The 20,541-nt window shown below is 66.0% G+C and carries 18 protein-coding genes; 12 read left to right on the forward strand and 6 right to left on the reverse strand.

Annotated elements, in window-relative coordinates:
* From AC1DS3_RS03465 to AC1DS3_RS03495, 7 genes are all read left to right on the forward strand, one after another.
* Nucleotides 1-546 (forward strand): ABC transporter ATP-binding protein (locus tag AC1DS3_RS03465; protein ID WP_477126695.1); only part of this gene is annotated, 546 nt, incomplete at its 5' end.
* Nucleotides 547-558: 12 nt separating this feature from the next.
* Nucleotides 559-1,443 (forward strand): branched-chain amino acid ABC transporter permease, encoded by an 885-nt coding sequence (locus AC1DS3_RS03470; RefSeq protein ID WP_477126696.1) that lies wholly within the window; start codon nucleotides 559-561, stop codon nucleotides 1,441-1,443.
* Complete coding sequence (locus AC1DS3_RS03475; protein WP_441631429.1) at nucleotides 1,443-2,510, forward strand: branched-chain amino acid ABC transporter permease; 1,068 nt, start codon at nucleotides 1,443-1,445, stop codon at nucleotides 2,508-2,510. The genes AC1DS3_RS03470 and AC1DS3_RS03475 overlap by 1 nt, the downstream gene beginning before the upstream one ends.
* A 74-nt stretch (nucleotides 2,511-2,584) precedes the next feature.
* Nucleotides 2,585-2,902, forward strand: a complete 318-nt coding sequence (locus tag AC1DS3_RS03480) for a non-heme iron oxygenase ferredoxin subunit (RefSeq protein ID WP_441631427.1) — start codon at nucleotides 2,585-2,587, stop codon at nucleotides 2,900-2,902.
* Nucleotides 2,903-2,911: 9 nt separating this feature from the next.
* Complete coding sequence (locus AC1DS3_RS03485; RefSeq protein ID WP_441631425.1) at nucleotides 2,912-4,198, forward strand: NAD(P)/FAD-dependent oxidoreductase; 1,287 nt, start codon at nucleotides 2,912-2,914, stop codon at nucleotides 4,196-4,198.
* A 14-nt stretch (nucleotides 4,199-4,212) separates the two neighbouring features.
* Nucleotides 4,213-5,502 (forward strand): SRPBCC family protein, encoded by a 1,290-nt coding sequence (locus AC1DS3_RS03490; protein ID WP_477126697.1) that lies wholly within the window; start codon nucleotides 4,213-4,215, stop codon nucleotides 5,500-5,502.
* 38 nt (nucleotides 5,503-5,540) lie between these two features.
* Nucleotides 5,541-6,056 carry an aromatic-ring-hydroxylating dioxygenase subunit beta gene (locus AC1DS3_RS03495; protein ID WP_441631485.1) on the forward strand — a complete coding sequence of 172 codons (516 nt, stop codon included), beginning with the start codon at nucleotides 5,541-5,543 and terminating at the stop codon, nucleotides 6,054-6,056.
* A 79-nt stretch (nucleotides 6,057-6,135) separates the two neighbouring features.
* On the opposite strand, the gene AC1DS3_RS03500 is transcribed toward AC1DS3_RS03495, so the two are convergent.
* The 4 genes from AC1DS3_RS03500 to AC1DS3_RS03515 form a co-directional block, all read right to left on the reverse strand.
* The gene (locus tag AC1DS3_RS03500) at nucleotides 6,136-6,666 is read right to left on the reverse strand and encodes a MarR family winged helix-turn-helix transcriptional regulator (RefSeq protein ID WP_441631421.1); all 531 of its coding nucleotides are present in this window, start codon (nucleotides 6,664-6,666) and stop codon (nucleotides 6,136-6,138) included.
* Nucleotides 6,667-6,740: 74 nt separating this feature from the next.
* Entirely contained in the window at nucleotides 6,741-7,946 is a 1,206-nt protein-coding gene (locus AC1DS3_RS03505) for a glycosyltransferase family 4 protein (protein ID WP_477126698.1), read from the reverse strand.
* The gene (locus AC1DS3_RS03510) at nucleotides 7,943-8,683 is read right to left on the reverse strand and encodes a polysaccharide deacetylase family protein (RefSeq protein ID WP_441631415.1); all 741 of its coding nucleotides are present in this window, start codon (nucleotides 8,681-8,683) and stop codon (nucleotides 7,943-7,945) included. The genes AC1DS3_RS03505 and AC1DS3_RS03510 overlap by 4 nt, the downstream gene beginning before the upstream one ends.
* Nucleotides 8,684-8,732: 49 nt before the next feature.
* The gene (locus AC1DS3_RS03515) at nucleotides 8,733-9,494 is read right to left on the reverse strand and encodes a MipA/OmpV family protein (protein ID WP_477109119.1); all 762 of its coding nucleotides are present in this window, start codon (nucleotides 9,492-9,494) and stop codon (nucleotides 8,733-8,735) included.
* Nucleotides 9,495-9,761: 267 nt separating this feature from the next.
* Between AC1DS3_RS03515 and AC1DS3_RS03520 the strand changes: the two genes are divergently transcribed.
* The 4 genes from AC1DS3_RS03520 (at nucleotide 9,762) to AC1DS3_RS03535 (ending at nucleotide 16,015) form a co-directional block, all read left to right on the forward strand.
* Nucleotides 9,762-11,099, forward strand: a complete 1,338-nt coding sequence (locus tag AC1DS3_RS03520) for an ATP-binding protein (RefSeq protein ID WP_441631411.1) — start codon at nucleotides 9,762-9,764, stop codon at nucleotides 11,097-11,099.
* 341 nt (nucleotides 11,100-11,440) lie between these two features.
* Nucleotides 11,441-12,574 (forward strand): macrolide transporter subunit MacA, encoded by a 1,134-nt coding sequence (macA, locus tag AC1DS3_RS03525; protein ID WP_441631409.1) that lies wholly within the window; start codon nucleotides 11,441-11,443, stop codon nucleotides 12,572-12,574.
* Entirely contained in the window at nucleotides 12,571-14,568 is a 1,998-nt protein-coding gene (locus AC1DS3_RS03530; protein ID WP_477126699.1) for a MacB family efflux pump subunit, read from the forward strand. The genes macA and AC1DS3_RS03530 overlap by 4 nt, the downstream gene beginning before the upstream one ends.
* An 82-nt stretch (nucleotides 14,569-14,650) precedes the next feature.
* The gene (locus AC1DS3_RS03535) at nucleotides 14,651-16,015 is read left to right on the forward strand and encodes an efflux transporter outer membrane subunit (RefSeq protein ID WP_477126713.1); all 1,365 of its coding nucleotides are present in this window, start codon (nucleotides 14,651-14,653) and stop codon (nucleotides 16,013-16,015) included.
* Between the two features lie 24 nt (nucleotides 16,016-16,039).
* Here the strand turns inward: AC1DS3_RS03535 and AC1DS3_RS03540 are convergent, their stop codons facing one another.
* Together AC1DS3_RS03540 and AC1DS3_RS03545 are read right to left on the reverse strand one after the other, a co-directional pair.
* The gene (locus AC1DS3_RS03540; RefSeq protein ID WP_477126700.1) at nucleotides 16,040-17,335 is read right to left on the reverse strand and encodes an MFS transporter; all 1,296 of its coding nucleotides are present in this window, start codon (nucleotides 17,333-17,335) and stop codon (nucleotides 16,040-16,042) included.
* A gap of 180 nt (nucleotides 17,336-17,515) precedes the next feature.
* The gene (locus AC1DS3_RS03545) at nucleotides 17,516-19,171 is read right to left on the reverse strand and encodes a hypothetical protein (protein WP_477109117.1); all 1,656 of its coding nucleotides are present in this window, start codon (nucleotides 19,169-19,171) and stop codon (nucleotides 17,516-17,518) included.
* 218 nt (nucleotides 19,172-19,389) lie between these two features.
* Between AC1DS3_RS03545 and AC1DS3_RS03550 the strand changes: the two genes are divergently transcribed.
* Entirely contained in the window at nucleotides 19,390-20,511 is a 1,122-nt protein-coding gene (locus tag AC1DS3_RS03550) for a helix-turn-helix transcriptional regulator (protein WP_477109116.1), read from the forward strand.
* Nucleotides 20,512-20,541 lie beyond the last annotated feature (30 nt).

Genomic DNA, 20,541 nt, shown 5'->3' on the forward strand with positions numbered 1-20,541 from the left:
TCGATCCGCGTCAACGGCACCGAGACCATCGGCATGAAGACGCACCGCATCGCGCCGCTGGGCCTGGGCTATTGCCCGGAGGAACGCGCGATCTTCTCCAGCCTGTCGTGCGAGGAAAACCTGATGCTGCCGCCGGTGTTCAAGGCTGACGTTGCAACGCCAGGCCGCGAGCCGATGCCGCTGGACGAGATCTACGAGATGTTCCCCAACCTGTGGGAACGCCGCRAGAGCCAGGGCACGCGCATGTCGGGCGGCGAGCAGCAGATGCTGGCCGTCGCCCGCATCCTGCGCACCCGCGCGAGCGTGCTGCTGCTCGATGAAATCTCCGAAGGCCTGGCCCCCGTCATCGTCCAGACCCTCGCCAGAATGATCACCACGCTCAAGAAACGCGGCTACACCATCGTCATGGTGGAGCAGAACTTCCGCTTCGCCGCGCCACTCGCCGACCGCTTCTACGTGATGGAGCACGGCCGCATGGTGGAGTGCTTCGACGCCGGCGCGCTCGCGCGCAAGATGCCCACGCTGAACGCCCTGCTTGGCGTGTAAGGAACCATCCTCATGGAATTTTTTGGCATACCCATGCCCGCCCTGCTGAGCCAGTTGCTGCTCGGGCTCGTCAACGGCTCGTTCTACGCCATCCTGAGCCTCGGGCTGGCAGTCATCTTTGGCCTGCTCAACGTCATCAACTTTGCCCATGGCGCCCTGTTCATGCTGGGCGCCGTGCTGGCCTGGATGGGCCTCGCCTACCTGGGGCTGAACTAYTGGCTGATGCTGCTCCTCGCCCCGCTCGTCACCGGCGTGCTGGGCGTGGTGCTGGAGCGCACCATGCTGCGCCGGCTCTATCGCTTCGATCATCTTTATGGCCTGCTGCTGACGCTGGGCATCTGCCTGCTGATCGAAGGTCTGCTGCGCTCGGTGTATGGCGTCTCCGGCCTGTCCTACGCCACGCCCGAGGCGCTGACGGGCGCCACCAGCGTGGGCTTCATGATGCTGCCCAACTACCGCGCCTGGGTGGTGGCGGCCTCGCTGGTGGTGTGCTTCGCCACCTGGTACGTCATCGAGAAAACACGGCTTGGCGCCTACCTGCGCGCCGGCACGGAGAACCCGCGCATGGTGGAAGCATTCGGCATCAACGTGCCGTTGCTGGTGACGCTGACTTACGCCTTCGGCGTGGGGCTGGCCGCCTTTGCCGGGGTGCTGGCCGCGCCCGTGATGCAGATCTCGCCGMTGATGGGCCAGAACCTGATCATCACCGTGTTCGCCGTGGTGGTGATCGGCGGCATGGGCTCGATCCTCGGCTCCATCTTTACCGGACTGGGCCTGGGCGTGTTCGAAGGCATGACCAAGGTGTTCTACCCGGAAGCCTCGGCAACCGTCGTCTTCGTGGCCATGGTGTGCGTGTTGATGGTGCGCCCCGCCGGCCTGTTCGGAAAGGAAAAATAATGACCTTTGATTCTCGCGCAAGACTGCCCGGCGCCTTGCTGATGGCGGCCGTCGCGCTGGCACCCTTCTTCGGCGCCTACCCGGTGCTGGCGATGAAGCTGATGTGCTTCGCCCTGTTTGCCTGCGCCTTCAACCTGCTGCTGGGCTTTACCGGACTGCTGTCCTTTGGCCACGCCGCCTTCTTTGGCGGCGCGGCCTACGCCTGCGGCTACGTGATGAAATCCCTGCACGCCACACCAGAGCTCGGGCTGCTGGCCGGCACGGCGTTCGGCGCGCTGCTCGGCCTGGCCTTTGGCGCGCTGGCGATCCGCCGCCAGGGCATCTACTTTGCGATGGTGACGCTGGCGCTGGCGCAGATGTTCTACTTCTTCTGCCTGCAGGCCCCGGTAACGGGCGGCGAGGACGGCTTGCAGGCGGTGCCGCGCGGCAGCCTGTTCGGGCTGCTCTCGCTGGAGGGCGACCTGACGATGTACTACGTGGCGGCCATCGTGGTCGGCGCCGCACTGCTGCTGATCGCGCGCGTGGTCAACTCGCCCTTCGGTCAGGTGCTGCGGGCCATCAAGGAAAACGAGCCGCGCGCCATCTCGCTGGGCTATGACACGGACAGGTTCAAGCTGCTGGCCTTTGTGCTGTCGTCCGCGCTGGCGGGACTGGCAGGCGCATTGAAGACGCTGGTGCTCGGCTTTGCCACGTTGACCGACGTGCACTGGGCCATGTCCGGATCGGTCATCCTGATGACGCTGGTGGGCGGCATGGGCACCTTGTCCGGGCCGATCCTGGGCGCGCTGGTGATTGTCGCGGTCGAGAACAAGCTGGGGGACGCCGGCAGCAGCCTGGCCGCGATGACGGGCGTGGACTGGTTCAACACGCTGGGCGAGTCGGTCAGCATGGTCACGGGCCTGATCTTCGTGGTCTGCGTGCTGACCTTCCGCCGCGGCATCATGGGCGAAGTGCAGACCCTGCTGGAGCGCCGGGCCGCACTGGCGCGCCCTGCCCCGGCCAGCGCCGCCACGCCCTTGCACGGCCATTCCGCCGCCTCGGCCGCTTCGGCCACGCCCAAGGGTTAACGCTGATTCAGTCGACAATTTAAATCAGTACACTGATAATTATTACTCAGCATACTGATCAAAGGAGATGCATCATGGCTTGGACCAAGATCGCCACCACCGGCCAGCTTCAGGACGATGAAGTGATGCCGCTCACGCTTGGCGACGCGCAGCTGGCCCTGTACCGCAGCGAAGGGGAGTACTTCGTCACCGACAACATCTGCACGCACCAGTACGCGCTGCTGTCCGACGGCTACCTGGAGGACGGCTGCATCGAATGCCCGCTGCACCAGGCGCGCTTCGATATCCGCACCGGGCAGGCCATGTGCGCGCCCGCCACCCAGGGCATCAAGGTCTACCCGGTCAAGATCGTGGACAGCGATGTCCTGGTCGATGTCATGGCCACCGCCTGAGCGCCGGCCATGCCACAAGACGCCCCCATCCTGATCATCGGCGCCGGCCAGGCTGGCGCAACTGCCGCCGCCGCGCTGCGCGCGCTGGGCCATGACGGCGGCATCGTCATGGTCGGCGGCGAGGCCCATGCACCGTATGAGCGCCCGCCGCTGTCCAAGGCCGTGCTGGCTGACGAGCAGCAAGACGAGCGCATCGGCGTGCACGCGGCGGGCTTCTATGCGGAGCAAGGCATCGACCTGCGCCTGGGCACCACAGTGACGTCGCTCGATCCCGCCAGCGCCACGGCGCATTGCGCCGATGGCCAGGTGTTTGCCTTCAGCCGCTGCCTGCTGGCCACCGGCGGGCGCGCCCGCACCTTGCCCGCCCTGCCCGCGGGACAGCCCCGGGTGCACTACCTGCGCTCGCTCGCCGATGCGCACGGCTTGCGGGCCGCGCTGCGCCGCGAGCGCGCGGTGCTGGTGATCGGCGGCGGCTTCCTTGGGCTGGAAACCGCGTCCACCGCCCGCGCCATGGGGCTGGCGGTGACGGTGGTCGAGGCCGCGCCGCTGCTGCTGCAGCGCGCCGTGCCGCGCGTGTTTTCGGACTGGCTGGCGCAGCGCGTGCGCGGCCTCGGCATCGATCTGCGCCTGGGCTGCGAGATCGCGTCGATCCCGCCGGCTGTGGACGAGGTTGCCATCACGCTGGCGGACGGCACCGCCCTGCGCGCGCCGCTGGTGGTGGTGGCCATCGGGCTGCACCCCAATGTGGGCCTGGCAGAAGCGGCCGGGCTTGCGCTCCACCCGGGCAACGGCGGCATCCAGGTCGACGCGCACTGCCGCACCAGCGCGCCGGGTGTGTTTGCTGCCGGCGATTGCACCAGCCAATACCAGCCGTTGTTTGGCCAGGAGATGCGCCTGGAGTCGTGGCAGAACGCCAATGAGCAGGCCCGCATCGCCGCGGCGGCCATGCTCAGCGTGCAGACGGCCCCGGCCGCCGTGCCCTGGTTCTGGACCGACCAGCTCGGCTGCAATATCCAGATGCTGGGCGCCGTGGACCCAGCGCTGCGCTACACGCTGCGCGGCAGCACCGAGGCACCCGACAGCGACAAGCCCCCCAAATTCCTGATGCTAGGCATGGCCGGCGCGCAACTGCGCCACGCCATCGCCGTCAATGCCGGCGGCGACCTGCGCCAGCTCCGCAACCTGATCGAACAAGGCACCGCCTGCGATATCCGCTTGCTGTGCGACACCGCCCTGCCCTTGAAGCAGGCGGCGCGCGAAGCCGCCGCAGTCGGCGCGAGCGAAACCCCATCCTGAACGAGGAACGAAACATGTACCAGACCCATGCGGTCATCAACCGCACGCCGCGTGCCAAGGATGCCGAACTGGCCGCCTGCCAGTGGCCGGAAGACGCCCTGCATTTCATCCCGGACTGGGTGTACACCAGCAATGCCGTGTACGACCTGGAACTGGAGAAGATCTTCCGCGGCCGCTCGTGGAATTTTGTCGCGCTGGAGGCCGAGATCCCCAACTCGGGCGACTTCAAGCGCTCTTACGTTGGACCGACGCCCGTTGTCGTGGCGCGCGCGGAAGACGGCTCCGTCAATGTCTTCGAGAACCGCTGCGCACACCGCGGCGCGGAGTTCTGCCGGCATGGCCAGGGCAACGCCAAGGAGTTCGTCTGCCCGTATCACCAGTGGTCCTACGACCTGAAGGGCAACCTGCAGGGCGTGCCGTTCAAGCGCGGCGTGAACCGGGCCGGCGGCATGCCCAAGGACTTCCGCAACGAAGACCATGGCCTGGTGAAGCTGAACGTGGCCACGCGCAACGGGGTGGTCTTCGCCTCGTACGCCAGCGACATGGAGCCGCTGGACGTGTATATGACGCCGGAAATCCTCAAGGATTTCGACGTGGTGTTCAACGGCAAGCCGCTCAAGATCCTCGGGTACTACAAGAACGAGTTGCCCTGCAACTGGAAGATGTACCACGAGAACCTGAAGGACCCGTACCACGCCACGCTGCTGCACTCCTTCCTGGTGGTGTTCGGCCTGCTGGTCGCTGGCAACGACTCGGCCATGATCGCGGACCCGGTGCACGGCCGCCACGGCACCATGGCCTCGGCCAAGAAGGAAGACAAGTACGCGGCGGTGAGCGACGAGAACAAGAAGGAAATGCGCTCCTACCACGAAGGCATGCGCCTGCAGGACGACCGCTTCCTGGAATACATCAAGGAATTCKATTCGCCGTGGTCGGTCACCATGCAGACTATCTGGCCGAACCTGATCGTGCAGCGCGAGATGAACACGCTGGGCGTGCGCCAGATCGTGCCAAACGGCCCGGACAGCATGCTGATGCAGTGGACCATGTTCGGCTATGAGGACGACACCGAGGAAATGACGCGGCACCGCCTGCGCCAGGGCAACCTGATGGGCCCCGCCGGCTTCCTTGGCCTGGAAGACAACGAGGCGATGAAGTTCGTGCAGGAGGGCGTGCGCCGCTCCAGCACCGACCGCAATGTGCTGAAGCTCGACCCCGGACACGTCGGCACCGCCAACTCGCTGATCTCGGAGTCCGCGATCCGCGCCATGTACCAATACTATCGTAGCGTGATGGGGTTCTGAACAGCATGACACTGACGATCGCACCAACCATGACCCCGATGGCGCATAGCCTCTTTCGCCCCTGCAAGCTGGCCCCCGCGCGCGCGCAAGCGCTGCGCATGGAGATTGATGCCTTCCACAGCGAATACTGCGCCGTGCTCGATGCCGGCATGGTGGAAACGTGGCCCGAGTTCTTTACCGAGGATTGCATCTACCGCGTCACGGCGCGGGAGAACGTGGAACTCGGGCTGCCGGTGGGCCTGGTGTATGCCGAAGGCCGCGGCATGATGCACGACCGGGCGGTGGCGATCGCGCGCACCCAGATGTTCGCGCCGCGCTATATGCTGCATCTCGTCACCAATACGCGCGTCACCGATGAAAGCGAGTCTGGCGAGATCCAGGCGCAGGCCTGCTTCCTGCTGCTGCAAACGCTGGTCGAAGGCCCCACCACCATCCACATGGCGGGCACTTATCACGACCGCTTCGCCCGCATCGAGGGCAAGCTGCTGCTGGCCGAGCGCCAGGTCGTGTACGACACCACCATCATCGCCAACGACCTCGTGTATCCGGTCTGAGCGGGTATAGGTATAGGTATAGGTATAGATATAGGTATAGGTATAGCCCAGGCGCCGGCGCCATGCCGGCGCGCTGCCGCTACATGATGCGCAACACGGTGCGGCTGTAGTCGTTGTTAGCCTCGACCAGTGTCGACAGCAAGTCCATGAACACCTTGCGCTGCGCCGGGCGCAACGGCGCCAGCATGCGCTCCTGCGCACGCTCCATGTCGGCGCGCAGCGACGCCACCACGGTCTGCCCTTCCTTGGTCAGGTGCACGTGGCGCGTGCGGCGGTCGGCCGGATTGTCCTTGCGCTCGACCAGGCCACGTTCTTCCAGCCGGCGCACCACGTCGGCGGTGGTGGTGCGGTCAAAGCCGACTTCCTGCCCCAGCGCAGTCTGGTCCAGCCCGGGCAACACGGACAATACCGTCAGGATGGCGTACTGCACCGGCGTGATGCTGGGAGACTTGCATTCCTCGAAAAACATGGCCACGTGGATCTGGTGCAGGCGACGCACCAGGAAGCCGGGCCGCGCCCACAGAAGCTCCTTGGCCGGGTCCGCTTCGGACGGCGCCGGATCCTCGACTGGAGGAGCCAAGCGCGTCGTTTGACGTTTTGCAGAGGACATTCAACTCACCAAACTCGTTAGCATGCTGACAAGTATAGTCGACTGTCCCCACCCTGGTGCCGAAACGCACCGTTTCAGCTCCGCTCCGACGCGGCCGGCGCAGCCTGCCCGCTTTGCGCGATGCTTGCCCGGTCCCGGTGCCGCGCCGCCGCCATGCAATCCCGGTACAGCTGCACCGTTTCGCGCCCGAGCGAAGCCAGCGAGAAGTTCGCCTCCACCCAGCCGCGCCCGCGCAGACCCATGCGGGCCGCGCGCCCGGGGTCCGCCGCCAGCTGGCACATGGCCTGCGCCAGGGCATGCGCGTCGCGCGGCGGAACCAGCACGCCGTGGGCGCCATCGAGAAAGGTCTCGGGTATCCCGTCCAACGCAGTGGCAATCACTGGCTTGCTGCAGCTCAGTGCCTCCAGTATCACCAGCCCCAGCGCCTCGCTGCCTACGGCCGGATGTACCAGCACATCGATCGCCTGCAGCAGCKACGCCACATCATGCTCGAACGGCAGGAAATGGATGCACCCGGCCAAACCCAGCGCCTGCGCCTCCTGGCGCAACTGCGGGATCAGGTCGCCGTCGCCGACGCAGAGGAAATGCGCGTGCGGGTGCCGCGCCCGCACCTGCGCGGCAGCATTGACGAAGTAGAACTGCCCCTTGCCGTCAGGCCGTTGCGCCCCGCCGATCATGGCGTAGACCCATGCGTCCTGCGGCAGCCCAAGGGCCTCGCGCACGCGATAGCCGCGCATGGCGATGCGGCGAAAGCGCTCGGTGTCGATCCCGCAGTAGATCCGCCGCAGCCGCAAGGCGCGCTCCGGATCGACCCGGCGCAGCGACTCCTGCACCGCATCGGACACCGCGATCACGTTGGAGAACGCCGCCAGGTAGCGGCGCGTGCGCGCCTTGAGCTGGGTCATCAGGTGGCGCGTCACCACCACCGATGCGGTTCGGCCAGACAGCATCCAGGCCGCGACCGCCACCCAGTAATCGCGCCCGTGATGCGCGTGGATGACGTCGATGCGCTGCTCGCGGATATAGCGTGCCAGCACCAGCGGCCAGACCACGCGCCCGGCATCCAGCGCAAGCACCTGGATGCCGGGCATGGCTTGCGCCGCATCGATCCAGCGTGCGCGCGCCGGTGCGGCCAGGCTCACCACGCAATCCTGCAGCCGCAGGGCCCGGCACAGCGACAGCGTGTGCGAATCCACGCCGCCGCCATCCATCCGGGAATTCAGCACCAGCACCCGCAACTGGTTGGCGGACAGCGCCGCGCCTCGGTCAGCGTGCATCATGACACTACCTCCATGCCGCGGCGATCTTCATAGGCAGTCGCCAGCTTCAGCAAAAAATGTCCGGCATGCGAGCTCCGCGCGACCAGCACGCGCGGCAGGCCGAACAGGTTGCCGCCGGTCGCGGCGCGGCCGCGCTGCGTGGTCACGGCACTGTGATAGCCGGCTTCCCGCACCAGCTCGGCGACGGGTTGATTGAACGCGCCATACGGATAGCAGAAGTGCCGGACCGGCACGCCCAGCGCATCTTGCAGCGCGAGCTTGCTGCCCGCGATCTGGTCGCGCGCGGCATCGCCATCCATCCTGGTCAGGTCCACATGGGTACGCGTATGCGCGCCGACTTCCATGCCCGCACGGGTCCAGCTGCGCAGTTCCTGCACGGTCATCAGCGGCGCCTCTGGCACGCCAATGGCCGTGTCCCAGGCATTGGTCCTGCCGACCAGGCTGCTGACCGCATAGCAGGTTGCGCTGAACCCGCAACGCTGCAGCACCGGCAGCGCATGCTCCAGGTTGTTCCGGTAGCCGTCGTCCAGCGTGATGCCCACCACCTTGCCGGCCTGCTCGCCGCGCAGGTAAGGCAGCAGGTCGCGCAAGGCCAGGCCGCGATAGCCCATCAGCCGGAGCAGGCGCATCTGCCAGGAGAAATCGCGCGCGGCCACCACAAGGCTGCGCATCGGTGTGCCGCGCGGCGGCGGCGCATCGATCTGGTGATACATCAGGATGGGGATTCGCGGTGTCATGTCTTCCTTCGGCGAACAGGAGCAAGGCAAAGCTGCGCAGCCGGCGCGGCTAGAAGCGGTACTTGAGCGCGGTCAGGCCAACGAACGACTGTTTCGACTGCACGATCGGGCTGTTGGCGCTGTCACCCAGCAAGCGGGTCACGGCCACCGTGCTGTTTACCGACCAGGAGCGCGAGATCTCGTATTCCCAGGACACCGCCACGCTGGCGCGGTCGAATCCGGCCTTGGTGGTGTAGGGGCGGAACTGGCTGTTCGCGGCTTGCGCATCGGTCACGCCGAAGAAGGTCTGGGTGTATTTGCGCGAGCCGAAATGCAGGCTGGGGCTGACGCTGACCAGGTGCTTGCCGGCCTTGTACACCGGCACGGACAGGTCGATATGGCCGCTCAGGCCACGGTCGCGCTTGGTCATCGGCGCGTCGAGCGTCACGCTGAGTACCGCGCCGCCATACACCGGCATGCCGACCTGCAACGCCCCCACCAGGGAACCCGGGATCCGCCCCATGCCTTTCAGGTGATCGGAGCCCGGCAGGTCGAAGCGTTTGCTGTCGGTACGCCCCAGGTCGTAGTCAAGGCCAAACGATGCAAACATGCCGTTGGAGAATGTGTGGCCGTAGCCGGCGCCGCCGCGCAGCGGGCTGATAAAAAAACCATTGCCGAACTCCGCGCTGAACAGCGGGCCGCCGATCAGCCGGTACTCGTTGCTGCCCTCATAGCGCGGCGCGGCGCCAAGGCCCAGCCCGACGGTGTAGACATTGTCGGCATGCGCACTGGCGCAACCAAGGCCGCTGGCCAGAATGGCGCCGGCCCACATCGATCTCTCGAACCTTCTTCTCAACATGCGATTCACCTAAGCCCCCTTGGATCAAGCCCCAGAGTCTAGGGACAGGKCCCATCGGTGTCTGTTGGAAAGTGACGCGAAACTGTGCGTAATTGTGCGCAATTGTCTTGAGTTGACTTTCGCTGCTTCCGGCCAATCGTTGGCCGCTAGAATCGCTTCGCATTGGCCGGGCAAGACCAATGCGATCCACCTGACGAGATCCTTCCGCCCGCCGCCAAAGCGCGAAGGAGACAAGCCAAGATGTTCCGATCCCTGTTCAAGCTTTTCCTCGTGCTCAACCTGGGCGTGTTTGCTGCGCTTGCCGCAATCGACCACGTACTCATCCCCGCGTACCACCAGCAACTCAGCGAGAGCGAGCGCAAAGAGGTTGGAAGCTATGCCTTCTTGCTCACCGGCTACCTGGAGCGCCACCCGGGCGCCGCGCGCGAGGCCGCGCTGCAGACGTTGCGGCGCAACGCGAGAGAGGGCTTCGCCGTGGTCGGCATGCATGCCGTGGCGCATCTGGGCGAGCGCCGCCTGCGCGACCTGCGCGACGACAAGATGGTGTTTGGCGATGACGGCGACGATGCCTACCTGCCCTTGCGCAACGGCCAGGTCCTGCATATCAGCCAAAGAAATGCGAGCCAGGCCAAGATCGAGTTGATCGCCTACACGCTGGTCGCATCCGCCACGCTGCTCGCCGTGATTGGCTGGCTCCTTTATCACTGGCGCGAACTCAACGCCCTGCGCGAGGCGGCCAGGCAGTTCGGCCGCGGCAACCTTGCCGCCCGCGCGCATTTGTCCAGGCGCGCCAATCTCTATCCGTTGACGCGCCAGTTCAACGACATGGCGTCGCGCATCGAGGCCTCCGTCATGCAGCAGCGCGACATGATCCACGGCATCTCGCACGAGCTCAAGACGCCGATCACGCGGCTGGATTTCGGCATCGCCCTGTTGCAGTCCGCCGATGCACAACCTGATCCGCTGCAGCGCGCGCGGCGCCTTGAGGCCCTGCGGCTGGATGTGCGCGAGCTGGACGAACTGGTGACCGAACTGTTGACACTGGGGCAGCTGGAACAGGGCGCCACGCCTGTCAATCCAACGCTGGTCACCACGGGCGAGCTGGTTGATGCCGTGCTCGCCGTCATCGCCGGCGACGCGGCGCATCGGGGGTTGGTGCTGGATGTGCGCAACAGCAGGCCGTTCGCCCGCCATCTCTGCGACCCCCGCCTGGTAGCCCGGGCCCTGCTCAAGCTATGCCGCAACGCCCTGCGCAATGCGCGGTGCAAGGTCATCATCGTGGCGCAGACCGATGCAGCCGGCACCTTGACCCTCGCGGTGGAAGACGACGGCCCGGCCGTCCCCGCGCCAGAGCGCGCCCGCATCTTCGAGCCACTGCCCCGCGCCATGGCTGGCCGCGAATCGCCGATCAGCCGCGCCGGCCTGGACCTGGCGATCGTGCGGCGCATTGCGCTGGCCCACGGCGGCCAGGTCTCGCTGGACGGCGGCGTGGCGGGCTGCACGCGCTTTGCGATCACGCTGCCCGCCCGGCAAATCGCGCCGGCGCCCGGGCCGCCATCTCCGGCATGGAAAGACTAATCGGCAGAAGCGTGCTTCTTCGCAGCCATGTGTCGTCGCCCTACCCAACTGGCTTCTTGAATTCCACCTGGTCAATCCCGCACCGGCGAGGCCCGCCCTCACCCAACCAGACCGCCCCACCCCTGTCAACACAGGTGCGAAGACAAACCCGCACATCTCGCCACACTTTCACACAAGCGGGGATAGATTGCCCACAGACGCGGCAGGCGGGTCCATTCACAATCCCGTCGTGCATCGCCACTGCCTTTGATTTCAAAAATAGGCCTCTGCGCCGATTCCCCAAGACGTCCGCCGCATATTGCCTGACCTTGATCCTTTTTCCGTAGATTCCCGCAACGCCAATGGCCCATCCCCCAAACCGCCGCAGGCACGGCCTGATCATCGCCGTCCTCGCCCTGTCTACCATCATCGCATTAGCGGCCTGGCGCCTGACACCAGGCAAGCATCCCGAGTACATCACCGCCACCGTCACCCGCGGCGACCTCGAAGTCACCGTGCTGGCCAATGGCGTACTGCAGCCCATCCGCCAGGTCGAAGTCGGCGCGCAGGTTAATGGCCAGCTCAAATCGCTGAAGGTAAAGCTCGGCGACAAGGTCAAGCAGGGCCAGTTGCTGGCCCAGATCGATCCGGTGCTGCTGGAGAATGCGCTGCGCCAGGCAGATGCCGCCGTGGCCAGCGGCAAGGCCCAGCGTGACGCCAAGCGCTCGCGCCTGCGCCAGGCCCGCCTGAACTGGCAACGCCAGCGCGAGCTGCAGTCGCAGGAGGCGGCCTCGCGCCAGGACCTTGAAATCGCCGAAGCCGACCTACGCTCGCTGGAGGCCGAGCTGATCGCTCTCGACGCCGATATCGCGCAGCTCGGCATCAAGGCCGAGTCCGCCCGCATCGACCTTGGCTACACCCGCATCGTGGCGCCGATGGACGGCGAGGTGGTGGCGCTCTCCACGCTGGAAGGCCAGACCGTGGTGGCGTCCTACCAGGTACCGACCATCCTCAAGCTGGCCAACCTGGATTCCATGACCGTCAAGGCGCAGGTGTCGGAGGCCGATGTGATCCGCATCGCCAACCGGCAGGCGGTCTACTTCACCATCATGGGCGAGCCGGACCGCCGCTACCACGCGTCGCTGCAGGCCATTCAGCCGTCGCCGGAGAAGATCAACAACGCCGTGTTCTTCAATGCGTTGTTCGACGTGCCCAATCCAGGCCACAAGCTGCGCATCGATATGACGGCACAGGTCGCCATCATGCTGGGCGAGGCCAGGAACACGCTGCTGGTGCCCTTGGCCGCGCTGGGGCCGCGCGGCCAGGACGGCAGCATGGAAGTGCGCGTGCTGCGCCCGGACCAGCGCGTGGAGACGGTGAAGGTACGCACCGGCCTGAGCAACAACGCGCACGCGCAAGTGCTGAGCGGCCTGGCGCAAGGCGACCGCGTCATCACCGGCGATGCCGGCGCCGCCAACGCGGAGGCCAGGCCATGACGCAAGCCCCGCTCTTGCTGCTGCAGCATGTGGAGCGCACTTTCCGCGCCGGCGACCAGGACATCCCCGTGCTGCGCCAGGTCAGCCTGGCCATCTGCGCGGGCGAGATGGTCGCCATCGTCGGTGCGTCCGGCTCCGGCAAGTCCACGCTGATGAACATCCTGGGCTGCCTGGACCAGGCCAACGCCGGCCGCTACCTGGTGGCGGGCCAGGACGTGGCGGCCCTCGACGATGACGCGCTGGCCCGCCTGCGCCGCGAGCGCTTCGGCTTTATCTTCCAGCGCTACCACCTGATGGCCCAGCTATCCGCCGCCGACAACGTGGAAGTGCCGGCCATCTACGCCGCCACCGACCGCGCCGCGCGCCGTGCCCGCGCCCTGCAGCTGCTGGAGCGGCTGGGCCTGGGCGAGCGCGCCGGGCACCGCCCCTCCCAGCTCTCCGGCGGCCAGCAGCAGCGCGTGWSSATTGCCCGCGCGCTGATCAACGGCGGCCAGGTGATCCTGGCGGACGAGCCCACGGGCGCGCTCGACAGCCATAGCGGCAAGGAAGTCCTGGCCATCCTGCGCGAGCTGCATGCGCTCGGCCACACCGTGATCATCGTCACCCACGACATGGGACTGGCGCGCAACGCCGAGCGCATCATCGAGATCGCCGACGGCCGCATCGTGGCCGACCGCGCCAACCGGCCGCCGCAGGCCGAGGATGCGCCGGGCAGCAGCCCCGTGCAAGCCAAGCTGGCCACCCAAGCCCCGGCCAGCGGCAACGCCGGATCCCCGCTGCGGCGCGCGCGTGCCTGGCAGGGCTTCAGCGAGGCATTTTCCATGGCCTGGGGCGCATTGATGGCGCATCGCATGCGCACCGCGCTGACCATGCTTGGCATCATCATCGGCATCGCCTCCGTGGTGTCGATCGTGGCCATCGGCGAAGGCGCCAAGCGCTACGTGATGGCGGATATCCGCGCCATCGGCGCCAACACGCTCGAGATCTTCCCCGGCAAGGATTTTGGCGACGACCGCGCCACCGGCATCCGCACCCTGGTGGCCGCCGATATCGAGGCCCTGCACGCGCTGCCATATGTGGACAGCGCCACTGCGATCACCAGCAAGGTCCAGCGGCTGAGGTACCGCAGCGTCGACGTCAACGCCACCGTGCATGGCGTGGGCGCGAGCTTCTTCCGCGTGCGTGGCCTGGGCCTGACGCAAGGCGCGGCATTCCTGCCGGACGAGCTGCGCCGGCATGCGCAAGTCGCGGTGATCGACGAAAAAACCCGCCGCAAGCTGTTCGGTAATGCTTTGAGCGCGCTGGGCCAGATCATCCTGGTGGGCAACCTGCCTTGCGTGGTGATTGGCGTGGCGCGTGAGAAGAAAACCATGTTCGACGACAACGGCAGCAGCCTCAATATCTGGCTGCCCTACACCACCGCGGGCAGCCGCATCTTCGGCCAGTCCCATTTCGACGAGCTGTCCGTGCGCATCCGCGACGGCCAGCCCAGCGCGGCGGCCCAGCAAGCCATCGAACGCCTGCTGACGCTGCGCCACGGCAAGAAGGACTTCTTTACCTACAACATGGACAGCATCGTCAAGACCATGGAACGCACCGGGCAGGCGCTCACGCTGTTCTTGTCGGCGGTCGCCGTGATCTCGCTGCTGGTCGGCGGCATYGGSGTGATGAACATCATGCTGGTSTCKGTGACCGAGCGCACCCGCGAGATCGGCRTSCGCATGGCCGTGGGCGCCCGCCAGCGCGACGTGCTGATGCAATTCCTGACCGAGGCCGTGCTGGTATGCCTGCTGGGCGGGGTGATCGGCACCGCCGTGGCCTACCTGATCGGGCTGGCGCTGGCGCTGCTGATCCCACAATGGCAGATGGTGTTCTCCGCGGGCGCGGTTGCCGGCGCCTTCCTGTGTTCGACACTGATTGGCGTGGTGTTCGGCTATATGCCGGCGCGCAACGCCGCGCGCCTGCAACCGATCGAGGCGCTTGGCCATGAATAAGCGCAGTCCGCTTTCGCCATGGCCGCCACGGTCGCCGCACTCGCCGCGCGCCTTGCCGGTGCGCCTGCTCGTCGCGCTGCCGATGATCGCCGTTGCCCTGAGTGCTTGCAGTGGACTGCGCACGCCGGAGGTGGATCCCGCGCTGGACGTGCCGCGGCACTGGCAGCATGCGCCCCCGCAGGAGCCGGCCGGACAGRCGGGCACGGCGCTGGAGCCGCACGTCTGGTGGCAGGCCTTTGGCGATCCACAGCTAAGCGCACTGGTCGCGTCCGCGCTGGCTACCAACAACGATCTCGCCATTGCCGCGCTGCGCTTCGAGCGCGCCCGGCTGCGCGCAGGGCTGGCCGCCACCAACCGCGCGCCCGAACTGAGCGCGCAGGCCAGGGGCACGCGCCAATGGAGCCTGGACGGCCCCGGGCGGCGCGACGAAGGGGGGATCAATGCCACAGTGAACTATGAGATCGACCTGTGGGGGCGGCTGGCCAGCCTGCGTGGCGCGGCGGACTGGGAAGCGCGCGCGAGCGCGGCCGACCTGGAAGCAGCGACCATCGCCCTGGCGGCCACCACGGCCACGCTGTACTGGCGCGCAGGGCTGTTGAACGAACTGATCGACATCTCAGGCCAAAGCCTGGCGGACGCACGACGCACGCTTGGCCTGGTGGCCGCGCGCTACCGCGCCGGCGCGGTGTCCGGCCTGGACCTGGCGCAAGCCGAGCAGCAACTGGCCGCCCTGCTGGCCGAGCGTACCGTGCTGGACCAGCAACGCAGCGAAAACCGCCAGGCCCTGGCCGTCCTGTTTAACCGTCCGCCCGGGCACGGCGTGGCCGAGCCGCCGGCCTTGCCCGTCGAAGCGCTGCCGCGCATCGCCGCCGGCATTCCCGCCGCGGTTGTCGGACGCCGACCCGACGTGCGGCAGGCCGAATGGCGCCTGCGCGCCGCCCTGGCAAACGCCGACGCGACCCGCGCCAGTTTCTACCCCAAGCTGACGCTGACCGGCATCGTCGGCACCGGCAGCGCGGCGCTGGCTTCGCTGCTGCGCGATCCCACCGCCCTGCTCGGCGCCGGGCTGAGCCTGCCCTTCCTGCAATGGAACACCACGCAGCTGACGATACAGGTGTCGCAGAACGAGTACCAGGAAACGGTGGCGCAATACCGGCAGTCGCTGTACACGGCCTTTGCCGAAGTGGAAAACGCGCTGTCCGATCATGTGGGGCTGGGCGTGCGCGCGGATCGGCTGGGGGAATCTCTGGAGTCTGCGAGCCGGGCGGAGCGGCTTAGCGCGGCGCGCTACCGCGCCGGCGCCACCGCGCTGCAGCCCTGGCTCGATGCCAAGGAGACGTTGCGACAGGCAGCGGTGGCGGCGGCACGCAACCGCTTCGACCGCTTGGTGAATATCACGACCTTGTACAAGGCGTTGGGAGGGCCGGCGGTGGAGAGCGGGGCTTAAGGGACTAAGGGACTAAGGGACCGGCTAATCCAGCGCGGCACCCTTGCGCTCCGGAATCAGGAACAGCGTGGCCAGGATATCCAGCACATAGATCGACGCCAGCACGGCAATGGCCGTGCCGAACGAATAGCTGGCGGCCAGCGCGCCGACCACCAGCGGGCCAAAGCCGCCCACGCCACGGCCGATATTGAACAGCACGTTCTGCGCGGTGGCGCGGGCCTGCGTGGGATACAGCTCCGAGATCAGCGCGCCGTAGCCGCCGATCATGCCGTTGACGAACAGGCCCATCACCGCGCCGCCGAACAGCAGCGCGTAGGGAGTCGATAGCTGGGAGTAGACAAAGACCATCACCACCGCCCCGGCCTGGTAGATCAGGAAGGTGGGCCGGCGGCCGACGCGGTCCGCGAGCTGGCCGAACACCCAGATCCCGATGGCCATGCCGATGATGGTCACCGAGGTCCACAGCGCGGACTTGGTCAGCGAGTAATTGAACTGCTTGGCCAGGTAGGTCGGCATCCAGATCATCAGGCCGTAGTAGCCGAAGTTCTGCACCGAGCACAGCACCACCACGCCCAGGCTGGCACGCGCGGTCGCGGCATCCGCCACCAGCATCTTGAGCGGGTTGCMCTTACGCGCCACCTTGCTGCTGGCAACGAACACTTCCGGCTCGCCGATAAAGCGGCGCACCACGAACGACGCCACCGCCGGCAGCACGCCGATGGCAAACATGCCGCGCCAGCCGATATAGGGCAGCAGCACCGGMGTCAGCAGCGCCGCGGCCAGCACACCCGCCTGCCAGCCAAGGCCCACATAGGAGGAAACGCGGGCGCGCTGGCCGGGCCGGCAGGCCTCGGTGGCCAGCGCCATGCCGATGCCGAACTCGCCGCCAAGGCCAAAGCCGGCGATGGTCCGGTAGGCCAGCAGGTCCCAGTAGCCCTGCGCGAACGCGCACAGGCCGGTGAAGACGGCAAACAGCAGGATGGTCCAGGTCAGCACCTTCACCCGGCCCACGTAATCGCTCAGGATGCCGAAGAAGATGCCCCCGGCCACCGCGCCAACCAGCGTCCAGGTAACCAGCGAACCCGCCTGCGTGCTGGTCAGCCCGAGGCCGGCAGACACCGCGCTCAGGATAAAGCCGAGGATAAGCAGGTCGAAGCCGTCCAGCGCGTAGCCGACCGCCGAGGCGATCACGGCCTTGCGGGCGTAGGCGCCCTGCTCCTGTTCCGTGAGGCCTTGCCGGCCGTGCGGTGGATTTGCTGCGGCGGCCGGCTCCAGCCCGGTCACCGCGGCGGCGTTGGCATTGGCGTTGCCCTGTGTCATGTCGATTCCCGTGCGCCACAAGCGAAAAATTTTGCGAGATTCTACTCTCGTGGCTGGCCGGGGCCGGCGAAGAGGCAACGGGAAACGCCGGGGAGACTCTAGTGACAAACAATCGAAATGCGCTGGCACCGGCTCATCACAAGCCGGTGCCAAGCGCCCCGGACATCGGGCGCAGGGTGCTTACAAGCTGCCGGGCTTGGTCACCGAAATCGAAACACGATAGGTCGCCCCGGACCCCGACCACGCCAACGTCATGCCGCCCAATGGTAGTTGCAGCGTCGCGCTACAGTTCTGTGCGGCACCCGTTGAGGTGGTGCAGGCATTGGTGGCACGATGACGCATCCCGTTGAACGGATCGTTGAAACCCAGCACGTCCGAATGGCTATCGGACGCAAAGGTACGCGTGACGGCTGACCCATTCAGTGCCGTAATGGTGTGGCTATCTTCAGTGACCGCGCTCAGGCCTGTGGTGTTGTCAACAATGCGTTGCCAAAAGGCGCTTGCGGTACCAACCGCCGGCAGAGGCAGTGTCGTTTGCGGGACGAAAACACCCACGCCTCCTCCTTGTCCCAACACTGTGGCAATCCAGAGGATGTTTCCTTGCGCGTTTCTGAATCCAACCGCGTGGAACTGTGCGGTGCCCGCCTGGCTGCCATCGTCAATCCAATCCGCGCCGCCATCGGGCGTGGCGACCAGATGCCCATATGGCGTGACGGTATCGACTGCGCAGCTGCCGTAGCCACTCAAGCAGTTTGTGGCCGATGTGGTTACGCCTTTTGCATAGCCGTGGGTACCAAACTGGTTTTGGGGTGAGCCGCTGATAAGCGCATAGTTGTATGCCCCATTGATGACGCTTGGGTCCATGGTCTGCGCCGGCATCGACAGCGCAATCGTTCCAGTAGTACCACTTCCACTTGTCCAGACCGCAAGCCCGGATTTAGCGACAAGCACACGCGTCGAGTTTGGATCGTTCAACGAGAAATCGCAGCTCGTCGCGCCCTTGGTGAGCTGATAGGTCGTGCCGCTGATGGCGACGGTCAATTTCGTCGCATCCACCGTCGCCAGCTTTGCAGATCCATCGGATAGCTTGATCAGGCGGTGATCGCCGCTCTTCAGCGAGGTGCAATCAGCGTTCGCGGGCGCCAGAATGGTGCCGAGGGTCGAGGCGGCGGCCGTGGTGCTGCCCGTGCTGTTGGCAATGGCAGCGCTCAATTCACTCAGGCTGGTGTTTGCGCTCGCAATCGTTGATTGCAGGGTGTCCAGGATCGCGTCATAGCCCTGATGGCTGCCCGCAGCGATCGCGCCTGCGATAAAGTCGCCGACGCCGGAAGGATCGAATCCGGCCTTCTTGAGCACGGAGACCAAGGCCGATTGGGCACTGCTGACCGCCGTCGCGCTCACTGCCGTCGCCGGGCCGAACGCTGCCACAAACTGAGCCGGGTTTTGCCCGCCCAGCTGGGCGACCAGCAGTTCGGTAAGCGGCGTGATATGCGCGGTCGCGTTGCTGCTGCCCGACCCGGCGCCTGGAACCACCGAATGCAGGATGATCTTGCTGTCGCTGCTGGTGGCGGTCAGCACGCAGGGCAGGATTGCGCCCTTGAGCGTGACCGAATAGCTGCCATCCGTGGCCGTCGTTGCCGCTCCGGAACCTGACGCGCAGGTCATGTTGACTGCGGCACCAGACAACGGCAGACCAGTGGCGACCACACCACTGACGGTCTGTGCCGCCGGCGTTTGCGTGCCTGTTCCGCCCGACGTGGATGCGGAATCCCCGCCGCCGCCACAGGCGGCCAACGAAAGCGCTACAAAGCTGATCGCTAAAGGCTTGAGCTTCATTTTTTTCCTCCCTGACCCGTTCTAGTTAGAGGCTCGGATTTTCCGGAAGCCCATCTCGCCGGTCATCATTCAGATGGATGAAATTCAGGGATTTTCGCGGCGCACCCCGCAGAGAAGCTGTGATAAATTGGCAAAAAGAGATGGCTCCGGCATGGCCCGTGAAGTTTTAGGCCGAATACACCACAATTAAATTGCACTGCTTTTTGGGGAGAAAGCAATTGCCAAGGGACCAGCTTATCGGGGACCTCTATGAGGCCGCGCTGCACCACGACAGCTTTCTTGAGGTGTTCCACCAGGTCATCGAGGCTCTGGGGGCCAATTTTTTCCACATGTTCAGTTGGGATGCGGCAAGCAACGCCCCCCGTTTTTCGGTCTACTCCCCGCGAGGGGAGTTGGATGACGTCATTGCCCGCTACGACCAATACTATGGCGCGCTCGATCCTCGCCGCGGCTTTGTCGAGAAGGCGGCGATCGGCGAATTCGTCTGTTGCCACGATCACCTGACGGATCGGGACGTCGCACGTAGCGAATTCTTCCAGGACTACCAGATTCCAGCTGGCTTTCGGTATTTGATGGGCGTTCGCTTCGCGCGCCCGGGCAGCGGCGACGTCCTGCTCGGCCTGCTGCGAGCGTATGGCAGAACGCCGTATTCGCAGAAGGAACGCACCGCCGCAGTGGGCATGACTGGACATCTGCAGCGCTCCATCAATCTCTGGCAGGATGCAAGAATCCTGCACCGCGATGCCGCGCTCGGTGCTGAACTGATGGAGGAACTGGGGCTTGCCGTATTGGCCCTGGACAGAAACTCGCGTGTCGTCTCTGTCAACCAGGCCGCCGAATCCATGTTGCGTGCGACCGCCTGCCTAAGGCTGGCGCACGGTCGCCTGACTGCGGTGGTCTCGGCGGAGAATGATTACCTTCAGGCGGCCATTGCACGCGTAGCAAAGACCAGAAAAGGCGAAAGTCTAGCCTTGCAAGGCGCGTTGGACAGCGCGCACGAGATTTTTCTCAGCATCACCTCACTTCCCGCACAAACGCTGCGCGCAGCGTTTGGCGATGCCACCATCATGATTACCGCTAGACGGCGGCAGTGCGCAGGCGCGCTGGTCGTGGCGCAACAGTTGCGGCAGGCTTTTGGCTTGTCCAAGGCAGAAGCTGCGGTGGCAGAGGCGCTCATCCGGGGCGAGACGCCCGACGAATGCGCGGCCAGCATCGGTGTTTCACTTGCCACGATCCGCACGCAGCTCAGGGCGATCTACGAGAAGACGCACACCCGAACCCAGGCTGAGGCAGTCAGTGCGATGCTGTGGGTACTTCCTCGACGGACTCCTACTGACTAACGGCCGCCGTTCAGTGGCCTTCGAGTACGC

The organism is Cupriavidus sp. 01L46, from assembly GCF_056399905.1.